The sequence below is a fragment of the Streptomyces melanosporofaciens genome (genome assembly GCF_900105695.1).
Lineage (GTDB): Bacteria > Actinomycetota > Actinomycetes > Streptomycetales > Streptomycetaceae > Streptomyces > Streptomyces antimycoticus.
In genome coordinates this window covers 6,747,008-6,767,269 of the sequence record NZ_FNST01000002.1, presented here as the reverse complement: position 1 = coordinate 6,767,269, position 20,262 = coordinate 6,747,008, and the positions used below count along the sequence as shown (strand labels likewise).

Sequence of the window (20,262 nt, the reverse complement as noted above, 5' to 3'; positions counted from 1 at the left end):
TCATCCTCTCCTGATCTCGTCGGGCGTGAGATGTCGGCGGCGTGCCGATGCTCTTGCTACCGAAAGCGATCGGACGGCCGGGTAGATGTACTCGGCGAACAGGTGTCGGTCGGGCGCCATCCATGCCGACGTTCCCTCGCCGCCGCAGATCGGACAGTCAGGGTCATCGCCCCAGCAGTCGCACGCACCGACCGCGGCCGCGAGCAGGAGATTCCGGTCAACGACTGAATCGTGGCTGCACGACCTTCGCTGCTCGGCGACCTCCGCGATCGGCTCTGCAGCCCCGCTAGCCGCTGGTGTTGACCAGTTTCGCGCGATGGTGGCTACGAGGTCGTTGGCGGACGTCAGACTCGCGGGCGCAGCACCGTCGGGCGCGAAGTACTCGGCGAGGTGAGCGAGTAGCTGGTCGATCAGCGGGCCCTGATCGCGCAACACCTGCCCAATGAGTGCATCCAAGTCGAGATTCTGGTCGGTGCTCACGTAGTGCCTGCCATGAGGTCGATGTCCCCGTTTTGATCCCCAATCAGTGCCGAGTACAGCGAGGCAGCCCGTTCGGCAGGTACCACGGAATCGGTACTCCATTCGCCGTCGTTGCTGGTGATGCCCTCCTGACTCCCGTTGATCGTGTACGACATCTCGTCGGCGTCGGCCGCGGCCTGACCGAGCACGGAGCTGAGCGTGCTCAGGATCGCCCCGACCGGGACCCCGTTGATCGAGCGGCGCCCCCGATCTCCGAGCGCCACCGCGAGCAGGGCCTGCAGTACCTCCGGATGTTGGGACAGCACGAGCCCTTGCGTCGCCGCTGTGGACCCACTGGACAGCGGTGATGGCACGGGACGGACAGGCAGGGCGACAGGAGTCGGCACTGCAGTCGCCGGTACGACCGGAATCGCCCTCGCCCCAGCGGTCGGCTGTCGCCCCGTCGACAGCGCCCGTCCAGCGGCACTTCCCAACGCGCCGCCGACTGCAGTGCCAGCCGGCCCGCCGACCAGGGTGCCCACAGCGCTGCCAGTGACGGGCAACGCAGTTGCTGCGATCTGGGCGACCATCGGGTCGGAAAGTGCGCGGCTGGCCCCGCGCTCGATTTGGCGTATGGCCTTTGCCAGGTTGACGGCCTCGGCCGAGCTCATCGACCCGAACATGTCGAACAGCGCTTCTTCCAACTGCTCATCAGTGGCGCCCGCGTCGAGATCACACAGTGCGCTGCGTAGCCCGTCCACTATGTCGACTGTGTCTTCCGCAACGAATTCATCGTCAACGGACCATTCGCCCCGCGGCATGCCTAGCTCATCTTCTTCGCCGGCGAAGTCGAGCCAGTCGCTTTCTGCGTACATCCAGCCTCCATCGCGGTCGACCCTCTCAAGGACGTAGGCCGACCGTAGGTACATGTCGTGACCGGGCCGTCACCATCGCGCGCACATTCCTAACATGGTCGGAAGGATGAGCAGGGGCCACTCGGGCAATGCGAATGAGAGCCATATTGCTCCGTTCGTGGATCGGCAACGAGATTGAGCGCCACCCCTATCGCGGGTAACTGCGGAGTGTGTGCCCCGGCGTCCTATCCCTGGTCCAGGCCGCAAGGTACGGGCCGGGGTGCAGGTGACTCCCGAAGCCACGTACATCGGGTATTCGCGCGAGCGCGCGACTCCCAGTCACGCGTCGAAACGACGTCGCAACTCGCTTACGTAGCTAGGGTGAGAAGCGCGTAGCGAGCGCGGTACTCCGCCGGGGGGAATACGGGCAGCGTGCCCGGGCGCGTACGGATCCTCAAGCAGAGGTGCCAGTCACCCTCGCTGGTTCAAGGCCCGGGTCAGCTCCCGGTTGGCGGCCCGAGCGGCTTCAAGCTCTGCCTCCCGTTCCTCCAGGTTCGACGCCAGCTCGACGTTTCTCTGCTCCAGCCGGGTGATGGTGCACCGGAGCTCCTCGACGTCGGCGGGGGTGCCCAGCCCCGACTCGCGCCAGGCCTGCTCGCCCATGAGTTCCGACAGTCGTTTCTCCATCTGCTGGACCCGGGTGACGAGGCGGGTGTCGCGGGCCTGGGCGTTGGCGAGGTCGGCCTGGAGCGAGGCCAGGCTCACCGGCGAAGCGATCCGGCCACGGCGTTTTCTTCGATCACCCCGGCGCTTGGGAATCCCTGGAATGTGGTGCCCGTTGTGGCAGACAGGTCGTTTGTCGTAATCACAGGAGGCACGCATGCACAGCGACCCGGCGACGGTCCGCAAGATCCTCACAGAGCTGGGAGACACATGGGCGGTAGTCGGCCTATCTTCCAACCAGCAGCGCGCGGCCTACGGGGTCGCTGGGGTTCTCCAGCGTTACGGCAAACGGGTCATACCCGTACACCCCAAAGCCGAGTCGGTGCACGGCGAGCGGGGATTCCCGACGCTCTCTGCAATTCCATTCGAAATCGATGTCGTGGACGTGTTCGTCAACAGCGACCTGGCGGGCCCGGTCGCCGACGAGGCCGTCACCATCGGCGCCAAGGCCGTCTGGTTCCAGCTCGACGTCATCGACGAGGCCGCGTACGAGCGCACCCGCGCCGCCGGGCTCGCCATGGTCATGGACCGCTGCCCGGCCATCGAGATCCCCCGGCTGGGCTGAGCGCACCGACGTACTGTCGAGGTATGGAGTTCCGCATTACCGCGGATGAGCAGCGCGTTCTGTTCCTCATCGTTGACTATCTGGACGCCGGCGACGCTCCCACCGCCGACGAGCTGTCGCGTGCCGCTGACGGCGACGTGCTGAGGGATGTCGCGTCTCTCCGCGCCAAGGGCTGGATCCTTGTGCGCCACATCGACGAACACCCGACGGTGATCGGCCTCTCCCCCATGGCGGTGGCCGCCGTCAGGAACCTGCGCTACGGCCGACGCGGGTGAAGAGGCCCCACCCGGCGCCACGTGGGGAAGCACACGGGCAGGGTCGTGGTTGGGTCGCTGACCGGCCTACGGGACGACGCCCGCTCCGCCACACCTGGTGCACGGGATGGCGTACATAGCGCCTCCCTCTCCCACGAGCACAGTCGCCGAGAACCGGGGCCGAGGTCGACGGGGAGAACCCCACCGTCGTCGACGCCCGGCCCAGCAGCCACAGGCGTCGGCGGGAAGTGATTCCGGCGCCTGAAACCGACTCGCGAACCGGACAACGTCGACTGCACGAGGATTTACCCATTGCGACACGGCGGCCACCTCCTGTAGTCGAGAATACGGATTTCGCGTCAGCCTGTCAGGAAGGCGGCGGAGGTCGCGACACCGCTGTTGACGACGCCGCCCGCGGGCCTCAAGCCGTCACGCATCGGCCGACTGGCCATCGACGCCGCCCGCGCTCGTCTCGCGACGAAGGATCTCGTCGGTACGGAGGAGGCGCTGAAGCAAGTTTTCCGCGTCGCCCCACAGATGGCGGAGATCCACCCAATGGCGCGGGAGGTGCTGCGCGTTCCGTGGACCATGCACCAGCGCAGCCGCCGGGACCTCCTGGCCATGACGAAGCGGTCAGGGTTAGCGTCCTGATCCACGCAAACAGCCCCTGCCGGGGTCGGCAGCTCGGACGGGATCAGGCGCCGACGGCGCCGGGCGCGCCAAGGCCCTCCAGCACCACCGCGCCCGGCAACCCGGCCAGCAGCTTGCCCGGCACGATGAGTTTGCCGCGGCGGGTGCCGCTGCCGATGAGGGCGTAGGGGATGTCGGCCACGGCGGAGTCCACCAGGAGCGGCCAGGTGGCGGGCAGGCCGATGGGGGTGATGCCGCCGAACTCCATGCCGCTTTCGCCCGTCGCCGTGTCGATCGGGGCGAACGACGCCTTGCGTGCGCCGAGATGGCGGCGCACCACGCCGTTGACGTCCGCGCGGGTGTGGGCGAGGACCAGACAGGCGGCCAGGGTGGTCTCGCCGCCCCGCTTGCCCGCGACGACCACGCAGTTGGCGGACTGTTCCAGCAACCAGGGGCCGTAGTTCTCGACGAGTACGGCGGTGTCGGCCTTGTCCGGGTCCGTGTCCACGAACAGCACCTGCTCCACCGGCTCCGAGCCACGCCAGTCGCGCAGCGCCTCGGCGACGGGGGCGGTCAGCAGATCCAGGCACTCGACGGCGGGACGGACCTCGTCGAAGGCATCCATCGGCGTACTCATGCCGTCAAACTAGCAGGCCGGGAGAGGGGTCAGGGGTCGGGCCCGGCGGCCTCAGCGCGCGGGCGGTACGGAGACCGCCATGGTCATCTCCACCGGTGCCGTCCCCTCGTTGCGGTAGGTGTGCGGGGTGTTCGCCTCGAACGCCGCGGAGGTGCCGGCCGGGACGGCGTACGCCTCGCCGCCGAGCACCAGGGTGAGCTCCCCCGCCGTCACATGGATCAGCTCGACCGTGCCGGACGGATGCGGATCGGAGGCGCTCTCGTCGCCGGGCATCAGCCGCCATCCCCACATCTCCAGCGGACCGCCTGCCTCGGTGCCGACGAGCAGCGCCGTGTAGCTGCCCGCTTCGGTGGACCACATCCGCACCGCCTGCTCGGGCGGGACGAAGGTCACCCGCGGCCCGTGCTCGTAGTCGAGCAGTGTGGTGATGCTCACGCCGAGCGCGTCCGCGAGCTTGACCGTGGTGCCCACGCTCGGATTCGTACGGGCCTGCTCGATCTGGATGATCATGCCCCGGCTGACCCCGGCGCGGGCCGCGAGGGTGTCGAGGGTGAAGCCGCGTTCGTTGCGCCACCGCTTGAGGTTGCGGGCGAGCGACTGCGTGAGCTGATCGAGGTCCGTCACGATCCGGTCCGTCCAAAATAGTGAATGGCGTAGTCGAGTGCAGTGAACTACTGTGGGCTGTACTCCCACGTCCACCACACTGTACGGCGAGGTTTTCACCATGTCCGCACTCTTCGCGCTTGCCACCAGCCTGCTCTGGGGGCTGGCCGACTTCGGCGGAGGGTTGCTCACCCGGCGCACACCCGCGCTCACCGTGGTCGTCGCCTCCCAGATCATCGCGATGACCGTCCTCGGCGCCATCGTGGTGGCCACCGGCGGATGGTCACAGGCGGGCCCGCAGCTGTGGTTCGCGGCGGCGGCCGGTGTGGTCGGCCCGGCCGCGATGCTGTGCTTCTACCGGGCTCTCGCGCTCGGCCCGATGGGCGTCGTCTCCCCGCTCGGCGCGCTCGGCGGGGTCATCGTGCCGCTCGGCGTCGCGCTGATGCTCGGCGAGCGGCCCGGGCTGCTGCAGGTCTCCGGGGTCGTGGTGGCGGTCGCGGGCGTGGTCCTGGCGAGCGGTCCGCAGACCGGCGGGGCGCCGGTCCAGCGGCAGACGCTGCTGCTCACGCTGGTCGCCGCGCTGGGCTTCGGCTCGGTGATGGCGCTGATCGCCGAGGCGTCGACCACGCTGACCGGGCTCTTCCTCGCGCTGTTCGTCCAGCGGGTGTGCAATGTGGCGGTCGGCGGCACCGCGCTCCTCTTCTCCGTGCGGCGTGGAAACCCCGGGCTGCCCGAGGGCGGGATGGGCGTGGTGTGGGCGTCGCTGCCCGCGCTCGCCTTCGTGGGCCTCGCCGACGTGGCCGCGAACGGCACGTACAACCTCGCCGCCCACCACGGCCCGGTCACCGTCGCCGCGGTGCTCGCCTCCCTCTACCCCGTGGTGACCGCCCTCGCCGCCCGCGGACTGCTCGGCGAGCGGCTGCGCGTGGTCCAGGCCACGGGCGCCGGACTCGCCCTGGTCGGGACGCTGCTGCTGGCCACGGGCTGAGCGGACCGCGCCCCGGCCCCGCCATGCATGGGCGGCCCCCTCCACCCCACCGTGTCATGCATAAGCCGACGTGACCCAGGAACCCACTACGCCATGGGGCACGTGATCGAGAAGCTGTATGTGATGCGAGCCGAAGCCCGGGGGATCGTGGATGCCGCGGTGCGGGCGGGGCGGGGGCCGGGGCGGGAGCGGGATCTGCTCGTGCAGTCGCTGAAGGCGGCCGGGGCGGCCACGCTCGCCTGGGCGGTCTCGGGGTGGTGGCTGCAGGATCCGGTGGCGCTGATGGCGCCGTGGGTGGCGGTGGTCCTGGTGCAAGCCACCGTCTACCGTTCGCTGTTCAAAGGGTTGCAGCAACTGGTGGCCATCGCCGTCGGCACGCTCCTGGCGGCGGGGGCCGAAGCCCTCACGGGGAACACCCTGGCCTCGGTGGCCCTGGTCCTGCCGGTCGTAATGCTGCTCAGCAACTGGCCCCGCCTCGGCGACCAGGGCATCTACGGGCCCACCACCGCGCTGTTCACCCTCACCTCGGGTCCGGTCTCCAGCCTCACGGTCTCCCACCGGCTGCTCCAGGCGCTGCTGGGCGCCGCGATCGGCATCGCGGTCAACGCGCTGATCCTGCCGCCGGTCCATCTGCGAGACGTACGGGAGAACCTCGGCAGTGTCGCGCGCGGTGCGGAGGACGCCCTCGCGTCCATGGCCGAGGGGCTGGCTGAAGAGGGCTGGTCCGAAGATACCGCCGCCGGCTGGCAGCGGCTGTCCGACCGTCTCCAACAGCGGCAGGAGAGCCTGCGATCCGCTCGGCTGTGGAGCCATGAGAGCCTCCGGCTGAATCCCAGGCTGCCGTGGAAGTCGCGCAAGAAGCTGCCGATTCCCTCCGAGAGCGAGGACCAGCGGTGGGGATCGATCGTCGCCCAGATCGGCGCGGTCTCCGGCACGATGACCGACATCGCCGACGAGAACCGCACCATCCCATCCCCCGATCAGCAGGCACTTCACGACTACGGCCGGCTCCTGTGCGACCTGGCGGCCGCGTGCCGGGCCCGGGCGGATCTGATCTGCCTGCCCTCCGCCCCGAGGACGCGCGCGCCCGGCTGGACGAGGCCCTGGACTCCGTGGAACAGCGCCACGACGCCCTGCACAAGCGGCTCACCGACGAGCGCGGCATCTCCGCCGCCACCACCGCCGTCCTGGGCACCCTGCTGATCCAGGCCCAGAACATCTGGCATGACATCGCCCCGGAGACCTGGCCCCGCGCCGCCACCAGGGCATAGCACCCGGCCGACGGGGTACACCGGTGCAGTCCCCGCGGTGGTGTCGGGGCGGAGTGTGAGGAGTGGTGCCCATGAAGCCGATCGGCCACGCACGGCCGGGATTCCCCTGCTGGGTGAGTCTCGCCGCCCCCAGCCTCCAGGCGGCCCAGAAGTTCTACACCGCGGTGCTCGGATGGACCTGGCGCCCCACCGGGGTGGGTGAGGAGTTCCGTACGGCGCTGTTCGGCGGCGCGCCGGTGGCCGGGGTCGGAGCGCTCGCGAGCAGCCTTCGGAGCGCGACCGCCTGGACGCCGTTCTTCGCCGTGGAGGACGCGGACGCCACCGCGGCACGGATCCATGAGCGGGGCGGCACCGTCGGCGTCGGTCCGCTCCCCTTCGGCCCGGGCCGCCGCGCCGCGCTGGCCGCCGACCGCGACGGCGCCGTCTTCGGCTTCTGGGCGGGGGAGGCGCTGCCCGGCTGGCCGTCGGGTCCGGACGGCGCCCCGGCCTGGCTGGAGCTGCGGACCCGCGACGCGTTCGCGGCCGCCCTCTTCTACGGCGAGGTCTTCGGCTGGGCGTCCCCGGAGAGCAGCTGCTCGGTGGAGTACGAGAACGACGAGGTGATCGTGCGCGAGGCGGGGCGCAAGCTGGCGGTGGTCCACGGCGGCTCCGTGGAGCAGGCCCCCGACCCGGAGGTCCGGCCGCGCTGGTACGTCCACTTCCGCGTCCCCGACGTGACGGCCGCGGTGGCGGCGGCCCGTGCCGCCGGAGGCACGGTCGCCCTCGCGCCGACCGCCTCCCCCGCGGGCCGTCAGGCGATCCTGCGCGACCCGGACGGCGGGCTGTTCACCGTCACGGCCGCCTGACGGACGACCCGCCCCGGCTCGACTCGGCTCAGCCCGCCCCGCCCCGGCCTGGCTGAGCCCACGTCACCCCGCCCCGGCTCGGCGTATGGCGGAAAGACGGCGCTGACCGGTGACGAAGCCGGTCCGGCCGGGAAGCCGTGGTGGCGACGGGCGCGCGGGAACACCCTGCCGTCCGGACTGTCGGCAGGACGGAGAGCGGTGATGGCCACCACGGCGGACGAAACCCGGGCCGGTCTGCCCACGCCGCACACCATTCGGCTGCCGGGGATCGTGCTGGGCGTGGGGCTCGGCGGATTCCTCGACGGGATCCTGCTGCACCAGCTCCTGCAGTGGCACCACATGCTCAGCAGCACCAACCACGACCGCATCGGGGTCAGGTACTACAACCCGCACACCGTCCCCGGGCTGGAGATGAACACCGTGTGGGACGGGATCTTCCACGCCGTGTGCTGGATCGCGGTCCTGCTGGGGCTGGCGATCCTCTACGCCCGGGTCACCCACGACCGGCGCCGGGTGTGGGGCTCGCGCGTCCTGTGGGGCTGGATCCTGGTCGGCTGGGGCCTGTTCAACCTGGTCGAGGGGGTGCTGGACCACCAGATCCTCGGCATCCACCATGTCCGCAGCGGCCCGGAGCAGGCGTGGTGGGACGCCGGTTTCCTGATCCTGGGCGCCCTTCTGGTGGCCGGCGGCTATCTGCTGCAGCGCGGCGGGGCGCCCTTGGGCCCCGAGGCGCCCCGCGCCACCGGGCACGGGTGATGGGTGGCGGCGCGACGCATCCCGGCCATGGACACGGCGGGGGCACGGGCGGCGGCCTCCTGGACGTATGGCTGCCGGCCATCGCCCTGCTGGTGTGTGCCACCGCCTATGCGCTGGCGCTCCGCCGCGCCCGTCGCCGCAACCCCGCCCAGGGCTGGCCGGCCCCGCGCTCGATGAGCTTCGCGGCCGGGCTCGTCCTCCTGGCCGTGGCGCTGCTTCCGCCTCTCGCGCCGTTCGCCCATCGGGACTTCCGCGGCCATATGGTCCAGCATCTGCTGCTCGGGATGTACGCACCTCTCGCGCTGGTGCTCGCGGCCCCGGTCACCCTGCTGCTGCGCGCCCTGCCCCCGCACCGCGGCCGGCGGCTGACCGCCGTGCTGCGCTCCCGCCCCGCGCGGCTGCTCGCCCACCCCGTCACCGCCCTGCTGCTGACCACCGGCGGGCTGGTGCTGCTGTACTTCACCCCCCTCTACGACACCGTCATGGATCGGCCCGGGGGGCACTGGCTGACGCACGCCCATTTCCTGCTCTCGGGCTGGCTGTTCGCGTATGTCATCGCCGGTCCCGACCCGGCGCCCGCCCGGCCCGGTGTGCCGGTCCGGCTGGTGGTCCTCGGCGTCGCCATCGCGGCCCACGCGGCCATCGCCCAGTTGATGTACGGGGGCTTCTGGGTCGAGGTCCACGCCCCGATCGCCGAGGTCCAGGGCGGCGCGGAGATCATGTACTACGGCGGCGACGTCGCCGAGCTCCTGCTGGCCGCGGCCCTCGTCGCCACCTGGCGCCCCGTACGCACCCCTCGGAGGGCGTACGGGACACGGCTACGCTCGGTGCGGCGCCCGGCCGGGCGGCTCGAGGAGGGGATGCGTGATGGCGGACCGTGAGGACCTAGACGGCGTGGTGGTGTACTGGCGGCCGCTGTGCCCGTTCTGCATGCACCTGCGCACGCGGTTGCGCCTCGCCCGGCTGCGGCACGCCGAGGTGAACATCTGGAGGGATCCGGAGGCGGCCGCGTTCGTCCGCTTGGTCGCGGACGGGAACGAGACCGTGCCGACCGTGACGGTGGCCGGCCGGCCCATGGTGAACCCGTCGATGGGCGAGCTGATGGAGGCGGTCAGGACCCACGCCCCGCACGTCCTGTCCAAGGACGGATGAGGGGTGTCGTACCCGGCGGGCCGGGGTACCCGCCCCGCAAGCCGTCGGCGTACCCCCGGGGGAACTCGGTGGCCAGGCCCTTCCGGTCCAGACCACGGGCCGGAAGAGCCGCTCGGCTGATGCGTCGGCCCCAAGCCGATGCGTCAGCCGTCAATACCCCCCTGATGCGTCAGCCGTCGATTCCGCCGCTCTCGCAGATCTGCCGGGCGAGGTCGCGCAGCTTGACGTTCCGCTCCTGGGACACCCGCCGCATCAACGCGAAGGCGTCATCCTCGGTGATCTTCAGACGTTCCATGAGGATGCCCATGGCCTCCCCGATGGTGTGCCGGGTCTCGATCGCCTGCTGGAGCTGATCGGCGGTGCGGGCGCTGGAGAAGGCGACCGCGGCATGCGAGGCGAGCAGCCAGCCGGCCGTCTCGCTGGCCTTGGTGAACGCGGCGGGGCGCGCCGAGTAGAGGTTCAGGGCGCCGAGGTTCTCCTGCTCGGTGTAGAGCAGGAATCCCATCATGCTACCGATGCCGAGGTCGCGGGCCTGGCTGACGAAGGCCGGCCAGCGCTCCTCGGGCTGGGTGAAGTCCCTGATCCGGAACACCCGCTCACCGCCCAGCCGACGGGCGGCGTCGAAGCAGGGCCCCTCGCCGAGCCGCTCCTGCAGCCGGTCGGAGCGGACCACCAGGCCGTCGGTGGGCGCGAGGGACTCCACCCGCTTGCCGCGGAGCATCAGGATGCCGGCCGCGTCGCAGCCGTCCACGATGTCCACCGCGCACTCGGAGATCCGCTCGAGAGTGGCCTCCACGGATACCTGCGCCAGCAGGTCCCGCGCCATGGTGGCCATGCGCTCGGCGAAGGCTTCCCAGTCCATGCCCACCATCCGATCACATCGAGCTACTCGCCGCCTCTGAGCGCTTCCCGGTACTGCTTCGCCCGGTCCGCGTACACCTGGGCGTTGAGCTTGATGCCTTCCCGTTCCTCGTCGGTGAGGGCGCGCTTCACCCTCGCCGGCACCCCGGCCACCAGCGAGCCGGGCGGTATCTGCATCCCCTGCGGCACCAGGGCCTGGGCGGCGACCAGCGACCCGGCACCGACCCGGGCGCCGTTGAGGACCGTGGCCCCCATGCCGATCAGCACATCGTCCTCGACCGTGCAGCCGTGCACGACCGCGTTGTGCCCGACGGAGACCCGCTCACCGATCGAGACCGGGAATCCGGGGTCGACGTGCACCGTGCAATTGTCCTGGATGTTGCTGTCCGCGCCGAGGACGATGGGGCCGCCGTCGCCCCGCAGCACCGCCTGGTACCAGATGCTCGATCCCGCGGCGAGCACGACCTCGCCGATCACCACCGAGGTGGGGGCCACGAACGCCTCGGGGGCGATCTGTGGCTCCTTACCGCCGATTTCCATGATCAAGGCGTCGTGCACCGTTGCTCCCACCTGGTCGTCCCCTTCATATTCCCCGCCCTGGCCGGTCCACCGCTTCGACCGGCGGCCGCCTCAGTCGCCGGCCCGGACCGGCTCCGGCTCGGCCGTCTCGGAATCGGCCGTCGCGACCGCGGCGGCGGGCTTGGCCTTCTTGGAGCGCCACTTCATGACGAGCATCGAGCCGAGGCCGAAGAGCAGGGCCAGTACGAGCCCGAGCCAGGAGAAGCGCTTGAGCCAGTCCTCGGCGACCTTGCCCAGGGAGTAGATGACCGCGGTGGTGCCACCGGCCCAGATGATGCCGCCGAGCACATTGGCGATGAGGAACTTCCAGTACGGCATCTGCAGCACACCCGCGAGCGGGCCCGCGAAGATGCGCAGCAGCGCGATGAAACGGCCGACGAAGACCGCCCACATGCCCCACTTCTGGAAGGAGCGCTCGGCGGTCGCCACATGCTCGGCGCTGAAGTGCTTGGGGAATTTGCGGCCCAGCCAGGTGAGGAGTGGCTGTCCGCCCTTGCGGCCGATGAGATAGCCGATGGAGTCGCCGATCACCGCGCCCGCGATGGCGCTGGCGCCGAGGATGTAGGGGTTGATGTGGTCCTGCGAGGCCGCCAGCAGCGTCGCGCTGACGAGGACGATCTCACCGGGAAGCGGGATTCCCAGGCTCTCCAGGCCGATGACGAGACCCACCAGCAGATACACGCTGACCGCGGGTACGGTCTCGAGCCATTCCTCGATATGCAACGCCGGTTCCTCCCCGTGTGGCGATCGCTTCCCGGCGTGCGCCGGACGGGAGCGCGGCACACCCCGGGAAGACTACTCAATCGGCACGCGGTCGCCATCATCCCCAGGTCGTGCTCCCGCTCGCGCCGACTCCGGCGAAGGGATGACCGCTCAGGACTGGGGACGTAGGGTCCATACGATGGACATCTCGCCGGTGACCGCGCCGTCCTCCCGGGTGATCGCGATGTTCACCGGGAATTCGGGGCGCTTTCCCGCGTCCAGCTCGGCGACCACCTCGGCGGCGGTCCGGCCGAGGGTGGCGGTCGCGGTGACGGGGCCCTTGGCGAGCTTCTTGTAGCCGATCTCGGCGCGCACGGCCAGTGGCACGGCGCGGCCGAGCTGATCGCCGAACGCCGCCAGCACGATCGCGCCACTCGCGGACTCGGCCAGGGTGAACATCGCGCCCGCGTGGGGGCCGCCGACGTGGTTGTGGAAGTCGGGCTGGTCGGGCAGGCGCAGCACCGCGCGCTCGGGCGACGCCTCGAGGAACTCCAGGTTCAAGGTGCGCACCATGGGCACCGTGGCGGCGAGCATCTCACCGACGGAGGGCTGAGTTTCTGACATGCCACGGAAGTTACCACCCAGTAGTAAACGGTGGAAGGGGCGGTTGACGGGGCAGGCGTAGCAGCCGTCGTCGGCCCCCTCTATCGTTACTCGCCATGTGGCCAGGACAGCAGCCGCCCGGGGGCGAGCAGAACAACCCGCAAGGTCAGAACCCCTATCAGCAGCCGGGGTACCAGCAGCCGGGATACGACCAGTCCAACCCGTATCAGCAGCCGGGATACCAGCAGCCGAATCCCTATCAGCAGCCTCCCCAGCAGCAGCCGGGACAGCCCGGTCAGCCGGAGCAGCCGGGTTACGGCCAGCAGCCGGGTTACGGCCAGCCACAGCAACCCGGCTACGGCCCGCCGCAGCCGACCGGCCAGCAGTGGGGTGCTCCGTCCGGCCCGCCCGGCGCACCGCGGCCGCCGCGCGACAACAAGAAGCGCACGACGACCATCGCCATCGTCGCGGCGATCGCGGTCGTCGCGGCCGCCGCCATCACCGGTGCGCTGGTCCTGGGCAAGGACGACGGCGACGGCGGTGACGAGTCCAAGGGGAAGGACAAGACGCCCGCCGTCTCCTCGTCCGCCCCGACCTCCGACGAGCCGACCGAGGACCCGGGCGGCGGCGGTGCGGACAATCCGCGCGCCGGCGGTGACGCCACCGACGTGAAGGCGGTCATACCCGGCTGGAAGCCGGTCGTCAGCCCCAAGCGGCACAACGCCTTCGACGTCCCCCCGGAGTGGACGGTCGAATCGCCGGGGCTGAGCACCGGTTTCGAGGACGACAAGGGCAAGCCGCTCGTTGTCATGTCCGCTCCGGCCAGGTACAAGAAGGACTACTGCTCGGTCAAGGACAAGGACGGCTACGTCAACAAGAGCCACGCCGCCGGAGCGGGCTCCAAGGGTGCGCAGGGCGCCAAGAACGAGGCGTCGGCCGCCAAGGTCGAGGCCGAGAACTGGGTCTTCGCCGCCTTCGACCAGGACCAGACCGGGACCCGCAAGGTCACCGACGCCAAGAAGTTCACCAGCGCCCACGGCCTCAAGGGCTACACCGCGTCGGCCACCGTCACCGGGGTGAAGAAGACCGACAAGTGCTCCACCGACGGCAAGTCCGTCACGGTGACCTACACGGACACCAACGGTGACTTCGCGACGTGGGTCCTGTACTCCGTCAAGGGCACCAAGGAAGAGGTCCCGGACGCCACGATCAAGAAGATCATGAGTTCGCTGCGGCCGGTGAAGTCGGAGGTCTCATGACCACCGCCCGACCGCCGATGACGGCGGCCGGAATACGGTTGGACGCCGGGGCCCGCCCCCAGGGATAGTCCCGATGTGACGACTCCTCCGGCCCCGAGCCTCCGACCGCGCCGCCCCGCGTGGGCCGGCCGCAACTACACACTGCTGACCGCCGCCGCCGTGGTGACGGGCCTCGGGAACGCCGGAGCCCTCATCGCGGCGGCGTTCGCGGTGCTGGAGGCCGGTGGGGACGGCGGCGACGTCGGGCTGGTGGCGGCGGCCCGCACGCTTCCGCTGGTCGTCTTCCTGCTGATCGGCGGCGCGCTGGCGGACCGGCTGCCCCGCCACCGGGTGATGGTCGCCGCCAACAGCCTCAACTGCGCCTCGCAGGCGGTCTTCGCCGTGCTCGTCCTGTCCGGCGAGGCGCGGCTGTGGCAGATGGCCGTGCTCTCCGCGCTCGGCGGCACCGGGCAGGCGTTCTTCTCCCCCGCCGCCGAGGGCATGCTGCTCTCCAGCGTCACCGGCGAACAGGCGGCCCGCGCCTTCGCGCTGTTCCGGATGGGCATGAACGGTGCGCAGATCGGCGGGGCGGCGGTCGGCGGCGCGCTGATCGCGGTGGTCGGCCCCGGCTGGATGCTGGCCGTCGACGCCGCCGCGTTCGCGATCGCCGGTGCCCTGCGCGCCCTGCTCGACGTCAGCGCGGTGGCCCGGCGGAAACCCGGGGGCGGCATGCTGCGGGATCTGCGCGAGGGCTGGCACGAAGTCATCGGCCGGCCCTGGCTGTGGTCCATCATCGTGCAGTTCGCCGTCGTCAACGCCGTGGTGGGCGCGGCCGAGTCGGTGTTCGGCCCGCTGGTCGCCGAAGAGCATCTGGGCGGCGCGCGCCCCTGGGGATTCGCGCTCGCGGCGTTCGGCGCGGGCACCGTCCTGGGCGGTCTGCTGATGATGCGCTGGCGGCCGCGCCGACTGCTGCTCGCGGGCTCCTTGAGCATCCTGCCGCTCGCCCTGCCGTCGGCCGCGCTGGCCGTCCCGGTGGCGATTCCGGCGCTGGTGGTGGTGATGTTCCTGGTCGGGGTGTCGGTCGAGGTGTTCGGGGTGTCCTGGATGACCGCGCTGCACCAGGAGATCCCCGAGGACAAGCTGTCGCGGGTCTCGGCGTACGACTGGTTCGGCTCCGTCGCCATGGTGCCGGTCGCCACGGCGCTCGCGGGCCCGGCCGAGGGGGCATTCGGCCGGTCGGCCTCGCTGTGGGGCTGTTCGGCGCTGATCCTGGCGCTGACGCTGGCGGTGCTGACGGTCCCGGACGTACGGCGGCTGCGCCGGCGCGAGAGCACGCCCGTCATCGAGGGCGGACCGGCCGCCACGGACACCGCCCCGGAGCCGGTCAGCCCACGCTGAACGCCCCGTCCGGCGGCTCGGGCGACGGCGTGGCGTCCTCGTCCCGTACCGGCGCCGCGCCGCCCATGAAACGCTCCAGCGCCGCCCCGTACTCGACCCTGGCCGGGAAGGCGTCGGCCGCGGTGCGGCGGGCCAGCACGGCGACCGGGGGTTCGGACTGGGAGGCCACCAGCACGGCGTTGCCGAACCGGCGGCCGCGCAGCACGGACGGCTCCGCGATCAGAGCCAGATGCGCGAACGCCGTGCGGTAGGTGGCCAGTTGGGAGCGGAGGAAGGTGAACGGCGCCCCGTCGGCCAGATTCGCGACGTACCACCCGCCCGGCCGCAGCACCCGGGCCGCGGCGCGGGCGTACTCGACGGAGGTCAGATGCGCGGGCACCCGCGAACCGCCGAAGACATCGGCCACGATGACATCGGCGGACCCCTCGGGCGCGGTCTCCAGCGCCGTCCGGGCGTCCTGCGGCCGCACCGTGATGCCCGCCCCGGACGTCAGCGGAAGATGCTCGGCGACCAGCTCCAGCAGCCCCCGGTCGGCCTCGATCACCACCTGGTGCGAGCCGGGGCGGGTGACGGCCAGACAGCGGGGCAGCATCAGCGCCCCGCCGCCCAGGTGCAGAACGTCGAGCGGGGCGCCGGGATCGGCCGCCGCGTCCAGGACGTGGGCGATCCGCCGCGCGTACTCGAATTCGAGATGGGCCGGATCGTCCAGGTCGACATAGGACTGCGGGGCGCCGTCCACCGTGAGCAGCCAGGCGTGCGGGCGGTCCAGATCCGGCATCAGCTTGGCGGTGCCGCCGTCCACGGCGCGGCTTACGGGTATCGGCTCGTTCACCGTCTCATTGTGCCGCCACGGGGCTCGCGCCTCGCGCCGCCAGGGGTCTTCGCGGCCTCGCCCGCCCGCCTCCGGGGGGGGAGGCGGGCGAGCGGTGCCGCTTCGTCGTTACGGCTGGTCGAGCACGGTGGTCACCGTGCCCGCGCCCACCGTGCGGCCGCCCTCGCGGATCGCGAAGCCCAGGCCCGGCTCCAGCGGTACGGCGCGGCCGAGCTCGACCGTCATGGTGACGGTGTCACCGGGGCGCGCCACCGCGACGGGCCCGAGGTCCACGGCGCCGACCACATCGGCCGTGCGGAGGTAGAACTGCGGGCGGTAGCCGGTGGACACCGGGGTCCGCCGCCCGCCCTCGGCCGCCGACAGGACGTACACCCGCGCCGTGAAGCGCCGGCTGGGCACGAGGCTGCCGGGCGCGGCCACCACATCGCCGCGGCGCACCGCGTCCCGCGCCACCCCGCGCAGCAGCAGCGCGACGTTGTCGCCCGCCTCGGCCGCCGCCATGGACTTGCCGAAGGTCTCCACGCCGGTGACCACCGTGGCCACCTCCGTGCCGGGCACCTCGACACGGTCGCCGACCCGTACCGTGCCGCGCTCGATGGCGCCGGTGACGACCGTGCCGCGTCCGGTGATGGTCAGCACGTTCTCCACCGGTAGCAGGAACGGGGCCCGGGTGAGGCGCACGGGCGTCGGCACATAGATGTCCACGGCGTCCAGCAGCGCCTCGATCGCCCCGGTCCACCGCGGGTCGCCGTCCAGCGCCCGCAGCCCGGAGACCCGTACGACGGGCGTGGTGTCGCCGGGATAGCCGTGCGCGGTGAGCAGCTCGCGCACCTCGAGCTCGACGAGGTCGGTGAGCTCGGGGTCGCCCGCGTCGGCCTTGTTGAGGGCCACCACGATGTGGTCGACGCCGACCTGACGGGCCAGCAGCACATGCTCGGCGGTCTGCGGCATCACGCCGTCGAGCGCGGAGACGACGAGGATCGCCCCATCGATCTGGGCGGCGCCGGTCACCATGTTCTTGATGAAGTCGGCGTGGCCGGGCATGTCGACATGCGCGTAGTGGCGGGTCTCGGTCTCGTACTCGACATGCGCGATGTTGATGGTGATGCCGCGCGCGGCCTCCTCCGGCGCCCGGTCGATACGGTCCGCCGGTACGTAGGCCCCGCCGGTGCCGCGCTCGCTCAGGACCTTGGTGATGGCGGCGGTCAGCGTGGTCTTGCCGTGGTCGACATGGCCCATGGTGCCGATGTTCAGATGCGGCTTGGTGCGCACATAGGTCTGCTTGGACATGCGACGGTCTCTCCTCGTCAGCGGGGGTGGGAAGCGCGGACCCCAGAACCTCGCCGACCCTCCCCCTGGGGGATCCGTCGGAGTTGTCCGAGGAGGGTCAGCTTCGGGCGCCGTGGAGGCAGACGGCGGGAACGGCGGCGGGCGGATCCGTCGTGAGGGCGGCGACCGCGGCCGGAGCGAGAGAGGGGACGGCAGCCTTCGGCGCGTCCGCGACCGCGGACGTCGGCGTGAGGAAGGCGAGCCGGAACATGCTGTGATCTTCGCGCACTGTACGGTCCGCGTCGAATGGTTTTCGGTGCGTACGGGGCCGGTGGGACCGGTGGTCCGGGAGCGAACGCCCGGTGGCACCGGGATGGTTGACCGGGCGTCCGGCCTGCTCGTTCCCGACGCTCGGGCCGGGCCCGGCGACTGGTTTCCGACCGTCTGCCGACTGATTTCGGACCGCCTGCCGACTGGTTTGAGACGGTCCGCCGACCCTCTGTCGACGGTCTGCCGACAATCCGACGACAACGCGACGACATCACGGCGCCCGCCCGGCTTGGTCGGTTACGCTCCACCGATGCTCGATGTCGCCGCACCGCCCGCGAAACCGGCCGCGCGCCGCGCCCGCGCCGTGCTCCTCTCTCCGTGGTCGCGGCTGGGGCTGCTCGCCTCGCTGCTCACGGGTTCCGCGATCGCGGTCTGGCTGTGGCAGCCGCAGCGGCTGCTGACCCACGGCTGGCCGGAGCTGTCGGGCGCGACGGCCGTGGTGCTGTTCACGGCCGCGTACGGGGTGGGCACCGCCGCCCTGGTGCCCAGGCCGCTGCTGAACCTGGCGGCCGGTGCGCTCTTCGGCATCCAGGCCGGGCTGGTCACGGCCGTCGGCGGCACGGTGATCGGCGCCGGGATCGCCTTCGGTCTCGGCCGGCTGCTGGGGCAGGACGCGCTGCGTCCGCTGCTCCGGGGCCGCTGGCTCACGGCGGCGGACCGGCAGCTGAGCCACCACGGGTTCCGGTCCATGCTGGCGATCCGGCTGTTCCCCGGCGTACCGTTCGCCGCCGCCAACTACTGCGCGGCCGTCTCACGGATGGGCTGGCCGTCGTTCCTGCTGGCCACGGGGCTGGGCAGTGTGCCGAACACCGCCGCGTACGTGGTCGCGGGCAGCCGCGCCACCACCCCCACCTCCCCCGTCTTCCTCCTCGCGCTGGCCTTCATCACGGTGCCCGCCGTCGCGGGGGCGCTGGTGGCCTGGCGCAAGCGCGGCCGGCTGCGCCCCGCGGGCCCCGGGGAGCGCCTCGGCGAGGAAGCGACCGCGGGCGAGACGCGGCCGTCGGCCTGACGAGCGGCGGACCGGAGGCGGGCGACGCGCTCAGCCGCCGGCCGGTCCATGGGCGGAGGCGGATGCGGCCGCCGCGCGGGCGGACAGCGGCTCGGCGATGTCCTCGAGCGAGCGCTGTTCCGCCGGGATGGCGAGGAAGGCGGCGACGAGCCCGGCGGCGACCATGAGCGCCGCCCCGATGGAGAAGGCCAACGCGGTGTCGGCGACGACTCCGCTCTGGGTCAGATCCGAGAAGATCAGCGGCCCGGTGATGCCTCCGGCCGCCGTGCCGATGGCGTAGAAGAAGGCGATGGCCAGGGCGCGCGTCTCCATCGGGAAGACCTCGCTGACCGTCAGATACGCGGAGCTCGCACCGGCCGAGGCGAAGAAGAGGACCACGCACCAGCAGGCGGTCATCGTGGCCGCGCTGAGCCAGCCGTTGCCGAACATCCAGGCGGTGATGAACAGCAGCACACCGGAGAGGAGGTAGGTCCCCGAGATCATCACGCGGCGGCCGACCGTGTCGAAGAGCCTGCTCAGCAGGGCCGGACCGAGGAAGTTGCCGAAGGCGATGACCGCGAAGTAGTAGCCGGTGTCGCCGGTGGGCACATCGAAGAACTGCACCAGGATCGAGCCGAAGCCGAAGGTGATGGCGTTGTAGAGGAACGCCTGCCCGATGAAGAGGGCCAGCCCCAGGACCGCGCGCCGGGGATACGCCCGGAAGAGCGTCCGGGCGATCTCGATGAAGCCGGTGCTCTTCCGCGTCTTGATGGTGATGGCCTTGTCCGGTTCGGGGAGGCGCCGCCCGGTCTCGTCCTCGATCCGCCGTTCGGCCGCCGCGACCAGTTCCCCGGCGCCCTCCGCCCGGCCGTGGATGAACATCCAGCGCGGGCTCTCCGGGACGTTCCGGCGCACCAGCAGGATGACCAGGCCGAGGACGACGCCGAGGGCGAAGGTGAGCCGCCAGCCGACGTCGAGCGCGAAGAAGTTCGTGTTGAGCATCAGCACGGAGAGCAGCGAGCCGCCCATCGCGCCGAGCCAGAAGCTCCCGTTGATGACCAGATCGACGCGGCCCCGGTACCTGCTGGGGATCAGCTCGTCGATCGCGGAGTTGATGGCCGCGTACTCCCCGCCGATGCCGAAGCCGGTGAGGAAGCGGAAGAGGAAGAACCACCAGGCGGAGAAGGCGATGGCGGTGAGCGCGGTGGCGGCCAGATACACCCCGAGCGTGATGAGGAACAGCTTCTTGCGGCCGTAGCGGTCGGTGAGCCAGCCGAAGACCAGCGCCCCGATGCAGGCCCCGGCCACATAGAGGGCCGCCGCGACCCCGGTGACCTGCGCGTCGGTGATGGGCAGCCCGCTGCCGGGCTCGGAGAGGCGGCTGGCGATATTGCCGACGACGGTCACTTCGAGACCGTCCAGGATCCATACGGTGCCGAGGCCGATCACGATCATCCAGTGCCAGCGCGACCAGGGCAGCCGGTCCAGCCGTGCCGGGACCTTGGTGGTGATCGTCCCGCCGGGCCCGTCCCCTCGGCCTCCCTGTCCTCCGTCGCGCCCGATCGCGGTCATACGGTTCGGCTCCTCGGCTGTCCAGGCTGTCCACGACTGTTCAGGCTGTCCACAGCTGTCCACGGCTGATCCTCACCAGGGCGCCCGCGGCCGGGCGGCCGAGCGCCGAGTACCCAAGGTCAAAGCGATGAACCGATGGTCCGACCGGGCCCT

At 71.3% G+C, this 20,262-nt stretch carries 24 protein-coding genes; 12 read left to right on the top strand and 12 right to left on the bottom strand.

What is annotated here, in order from left to right; genetic code table 11:
- The 3 genes from BLV72_RS47465 to BLV72_RS48890 form a co-directional block, all read right to left on the bottom strand.
- Positions 1-480 carry a hypothetical protein gene (locus BLV72_RS47465; protein ID WP_143059819.1) on the bottom strand — a complete coding sequence of 160 codons (480 nt, stop codon included), beginning with the start codon at positions 478-480 and terminating at the stop codon, positions 1-3.
- Entirely contained in the window at positions 477-1,334 is an 858-nt protein-coding gene (locus BLV72_RS32165; protein ID WP_143059818.1) for a hypothetical protein, read from the bottom strand. The genes BLV72_RS47465 and BLV72_RS32165 overlap by 4 nt, the downstream gene beginning before the upstream one ends.
- Positions 1,335-1,784: 450 nt before the next feature.
- The gene (locus tag BLV72_RS48890; RefSeq protein ID WP_244321112.1) at positions 1,785-2,078 is read right to left on the bottom strand and encodes a hypothetical protein; all 294 of its coding nucleotides are present in this window, start codon (positions 2,076-2,078) and stop codon (positions 1,785-1,787) included.
- Between the two features lie 115 nt (positions 2,079-2,193).
- Here BLV72_RS48890 and BLV72_RS32155 point away from each other — a divergent pair, with 115 nt between their 5' ends.
- From BLV72_RS32155 to BLV72_RS32145, 3 genes are all read left to right on the top strand, one after another.
- Positions 2,194-2,601 carry a CoA-binding protein gene (locus tag BLV72_RS32155; RefSeq protein ID WP_093466707.1) on the top strand — a complete coding sequence of 136 codons (408 nt, stop codon included), beginning with the start codon at positions 2,194-2,196 and terminating at the stop codon, positions 2,599-2,601.
- Between the two features lie 23 nt (positions 2,602-2,624).
- A complete protein-coding gene (locus BLV72_RS32150) occupies positions 2,625-2,876 on the top strand; it encodes a hypothetical protein (protein WP_093466705.1) in 252 nt (83 codons plus the stop codon).
- A 378-nt stretch (positions 2,877-3,254) separates the two neighbouring features.
- Positions 3,255-3,506, top strand: coding sequence for a hypothetical protein (locus tag BLV72_RS32145; RefSeq protein WP_093466703.1), 252 nt, complete (start codon positions 3,255-3,257; stop codon positions 3,504-3,506).
- 43 nt (positions 3,507-3,549) lie between these two features.
- Here BLV72_RS32145 and BLV72_RS32140 read toward each other — a convergent pair whose 3' ends face one another.
- Entirely contained in the window at positions 3,550-4,122 is a 573-nt protein-coding gene (locus BLV72_RS32140) for a YbaK/EbsC family protein (protein ID WP_093466701.1), read from the bottom strand.
- Between the two features lie 51 nt (positions 4,123-4,173).
- Complete coding sequence (locus BLV72_RS32135; protein WP_093466699.1) at positions 4,174-4,746, bottom strand: helix-turn-helix domain-containing protein; 573 nt, start codon at positions 4,744-4,746, stop codon at positions 4,174-4,176.
- Between the two features lie 100 nt (positions 4,747-4,846).
- On the opposite strand from BLV72_RS32135, the gene BLV72_RS32130 reads away from it, so the two are divergent.
- From BLV72_RS32130 to BLV72_RS32105, 6 genes are all read left to right on the top strand, one after another.
- Positions 4,847-5,713 (top strand): EamA family transporter, encoded by an 867-nt coding sequence (locus tag BLV72_RS32130; RefSeq protein ID WP_093470673.1) that lies wholly within the window; start codon positions 4,847-4,849, stop codon positions 5,711-5,713.
- 93 nt (positions 5,714-5,806) lie between these two features.
- The gene (locus BLV72_RS32125; protein WP_244321111.1) at positions 5,807-6,916 is read left to right on the top strand and encodes an FUSC family protein; all 1,110 of its coding nucleotides are present in this window, start codon (positions 5,807-5,809) and stop codon (positions 6,914-6,916) included.
- 139 nt (positions 6,917-7,055) lie between these two features.
- The gene (locus BLV72_RS32120; protein WP_208905793.1) at positions 7,056-7,829 is read left to right on the top strand and encodes a VOC family protein; all 774 of its coding nucleotides are present in this window, start codon (positions 7,056-7,058) and stop codon (positions 7,827-7,829) included.
- A 201-nt stretch (positions 7,830-8,030) separates the two neighbouring features.
- Complete coding sequence (locus BLV72_RS32115; RefSeq protein ID WP_093466697.1) at positions 8,031-8,585, top strand: DUF2243 domain-containing protein; 555 nt, start codon at positions 8,031-8,033, stop codon at positions 8,583-8,585.
- Entirely contained in the window at positions 8,585-9,466 is an 882-nt protein-coding gene (locus BLV72_RS32110; RefSeq protein WP_093466695.1) for a cytochrome c oxidase assembly protein, read from the top strand. The genes BLV72_RS32115 and BLV72_RS32110 overlap by 1 nt, the downstream gene beginning before the upstream one ends.
- Complete coding sequence (locus BLV72_RS32105) at positions 9,453-9,737, top strand: glutaredoxin domain-containing protein (RefSeq protein ID WP_093466693.1); 285 nt, start codon at positions 9,453-9,455, stop codon at positions 9,735-9,737. The genes BLV72_RS32110 and BLV72_RS32105 overlap by 14 nt, the downstream gene beginning before the upstream one ends.
- 169 nt (positions 9,738-9,906) lie before the next feature.
- On the opposite strand, the gene BLV72_RS32100 is transcribed toward BLV72_RS32105, so the two are convergent.
- From BLV72_RS32100 to BLV72_RS32085, 4 genes are all read right to left on the bottom strand, one after another.
- The gene (locus BLV72_RS32100; protein WP_093470671.1) at positions 9,907-10,599 is read right to left on the bottom strand and encodes a GAF and ANTAR domain-containing protein; all 693 of its coding nucleotides are present in this window, start codon (positions 10,597-10,599) and stop codon (positions 9,907-9,909) included.
- Positions 10,600-10,622: 23 nt separating this feature from the next.
- Entirely contained in the window at positions 10,623-11,138 is a 516-nt protein-coding gene (locus BLV72_RS32095) for a gamma carbonic anhydrase family protein (protein ID WP_093470670.1), read from the bottom strand.
- 90 nt (positions 11,139-11,228) lie between these two features.
- On the bottom strand, positions 11,229-11,900 hold the full coding sequence (locus BLV72_RS32090; protein WP_093466691.1) for a DedA family protein: 672 nt from the start codon (positions 11,898-11,900) through the stop codon (positions 11,229-11,231).
- Positions 11,901-12,050: 150 nt separating this feature from the next.
- Complete coding sequence (locus BLV72_RS32085; protein WP_093466689.1) at positions 12,051-12,503, bottom strand: DUF4442 domain-containing protein; 453 nt, start codon at positions 12,501-12,503, stop codon at positions 12,051-12,053.
- Between the two features lie 95 nt (positions 12,504-12,598).
- Here BLV72_RS32085 and BLV72_RS32080 point away from each other — a divergent pair, with 95 nt between their 5' ends.
- Both BLV72_RS32080 and BLV72_RS32075 read left to right on the top strand, forming a co-directional pair.
- Complete coding sequence (locus BLV72_RS32080) at positions 12,599-13,741, top strand: DUF8017 domain-containing protein (protein WP_093466687.1); 1,143 nt, start codon at positions 12,599-12,601, stop codon at positions 13,739-13,741.
- A gap of 75 nt (positions 13,742-13,816) precedes the next feature.
- Positions 13,817-15,118, top strand: coding sequence for an MFS transporter (locus BLV72_RS32075; protein WP_093466685.1), 1,302 nt, complete (start codon positions 13,817-13,819; stop codon positions 15,116-15,118).
- On the opposite strand, the gene BLV72_RS32070 is transcribed toward BLV72_RS32075, so the two are convergent.
- Together BLV72_RS32070 and tuf are read right to left on the bottom strand one after the other, a co-directional pair.
- Positions 15,105-15,950, bottom strand: coding sequence for a spermidine synthase (locus tag BLV72_RS32070; RefSeq protein ID WP_093466683.1), 846 nt, complete (start codon positions 15,948-15,950; stop codon positions 15,105-15,107). The two genes, BLV72_RS32075 and BLV72_RS32070, sit on opposite strands and share 14 nt — an antisense overlap.
- 108 nt (positions 15,951-16,058) lie before the next feature.
- A complete protein-coding gene (gene tuf, locus BLV72_RS32065) occupies positions 16,059-17,240 on the bottom strand; it encodes an elongation factor Tu (protein ID WP_093466681.1) in 1,182 nt (393 codons plus the stop codon).
- A 559-nt stretch (positions 17,241-17,799) separates the two neighbouring features.
- On the opposite strand from tuf, the gene BLV72_RS32060 reads away from it, so the two are divergent.
- The gene (locus BLV72_RS32060; protein ID WP_093466679.1) at positions 17,800-18,558 is read left to right on the top strand and encodes a TVP38/TMEM64 family protein; all 759 of its coding nucleotides are present in this window, start codon (positions 17,800-17,802) and stop codon (positions 18,556-18,558) included.
- Between the two features lie 30 nt (positions 18,559-18,588).
- Here the strand turns inward: BLV72_RS32060 and BLV72_RS32055 are convergent, their stop codons facing one another.
- A complete protein-coding gene (locus tag BLV72_RS32055; RefSeq protein ID WP_093466677.1) occupies positions 18,589-20,109 on the bottom strand; it encodes an MFS transporter in 1,521 nt (506 codons plus the stop codon).
- Positions 20,110-20,262 lie beyond the last annotated feature (153 nt).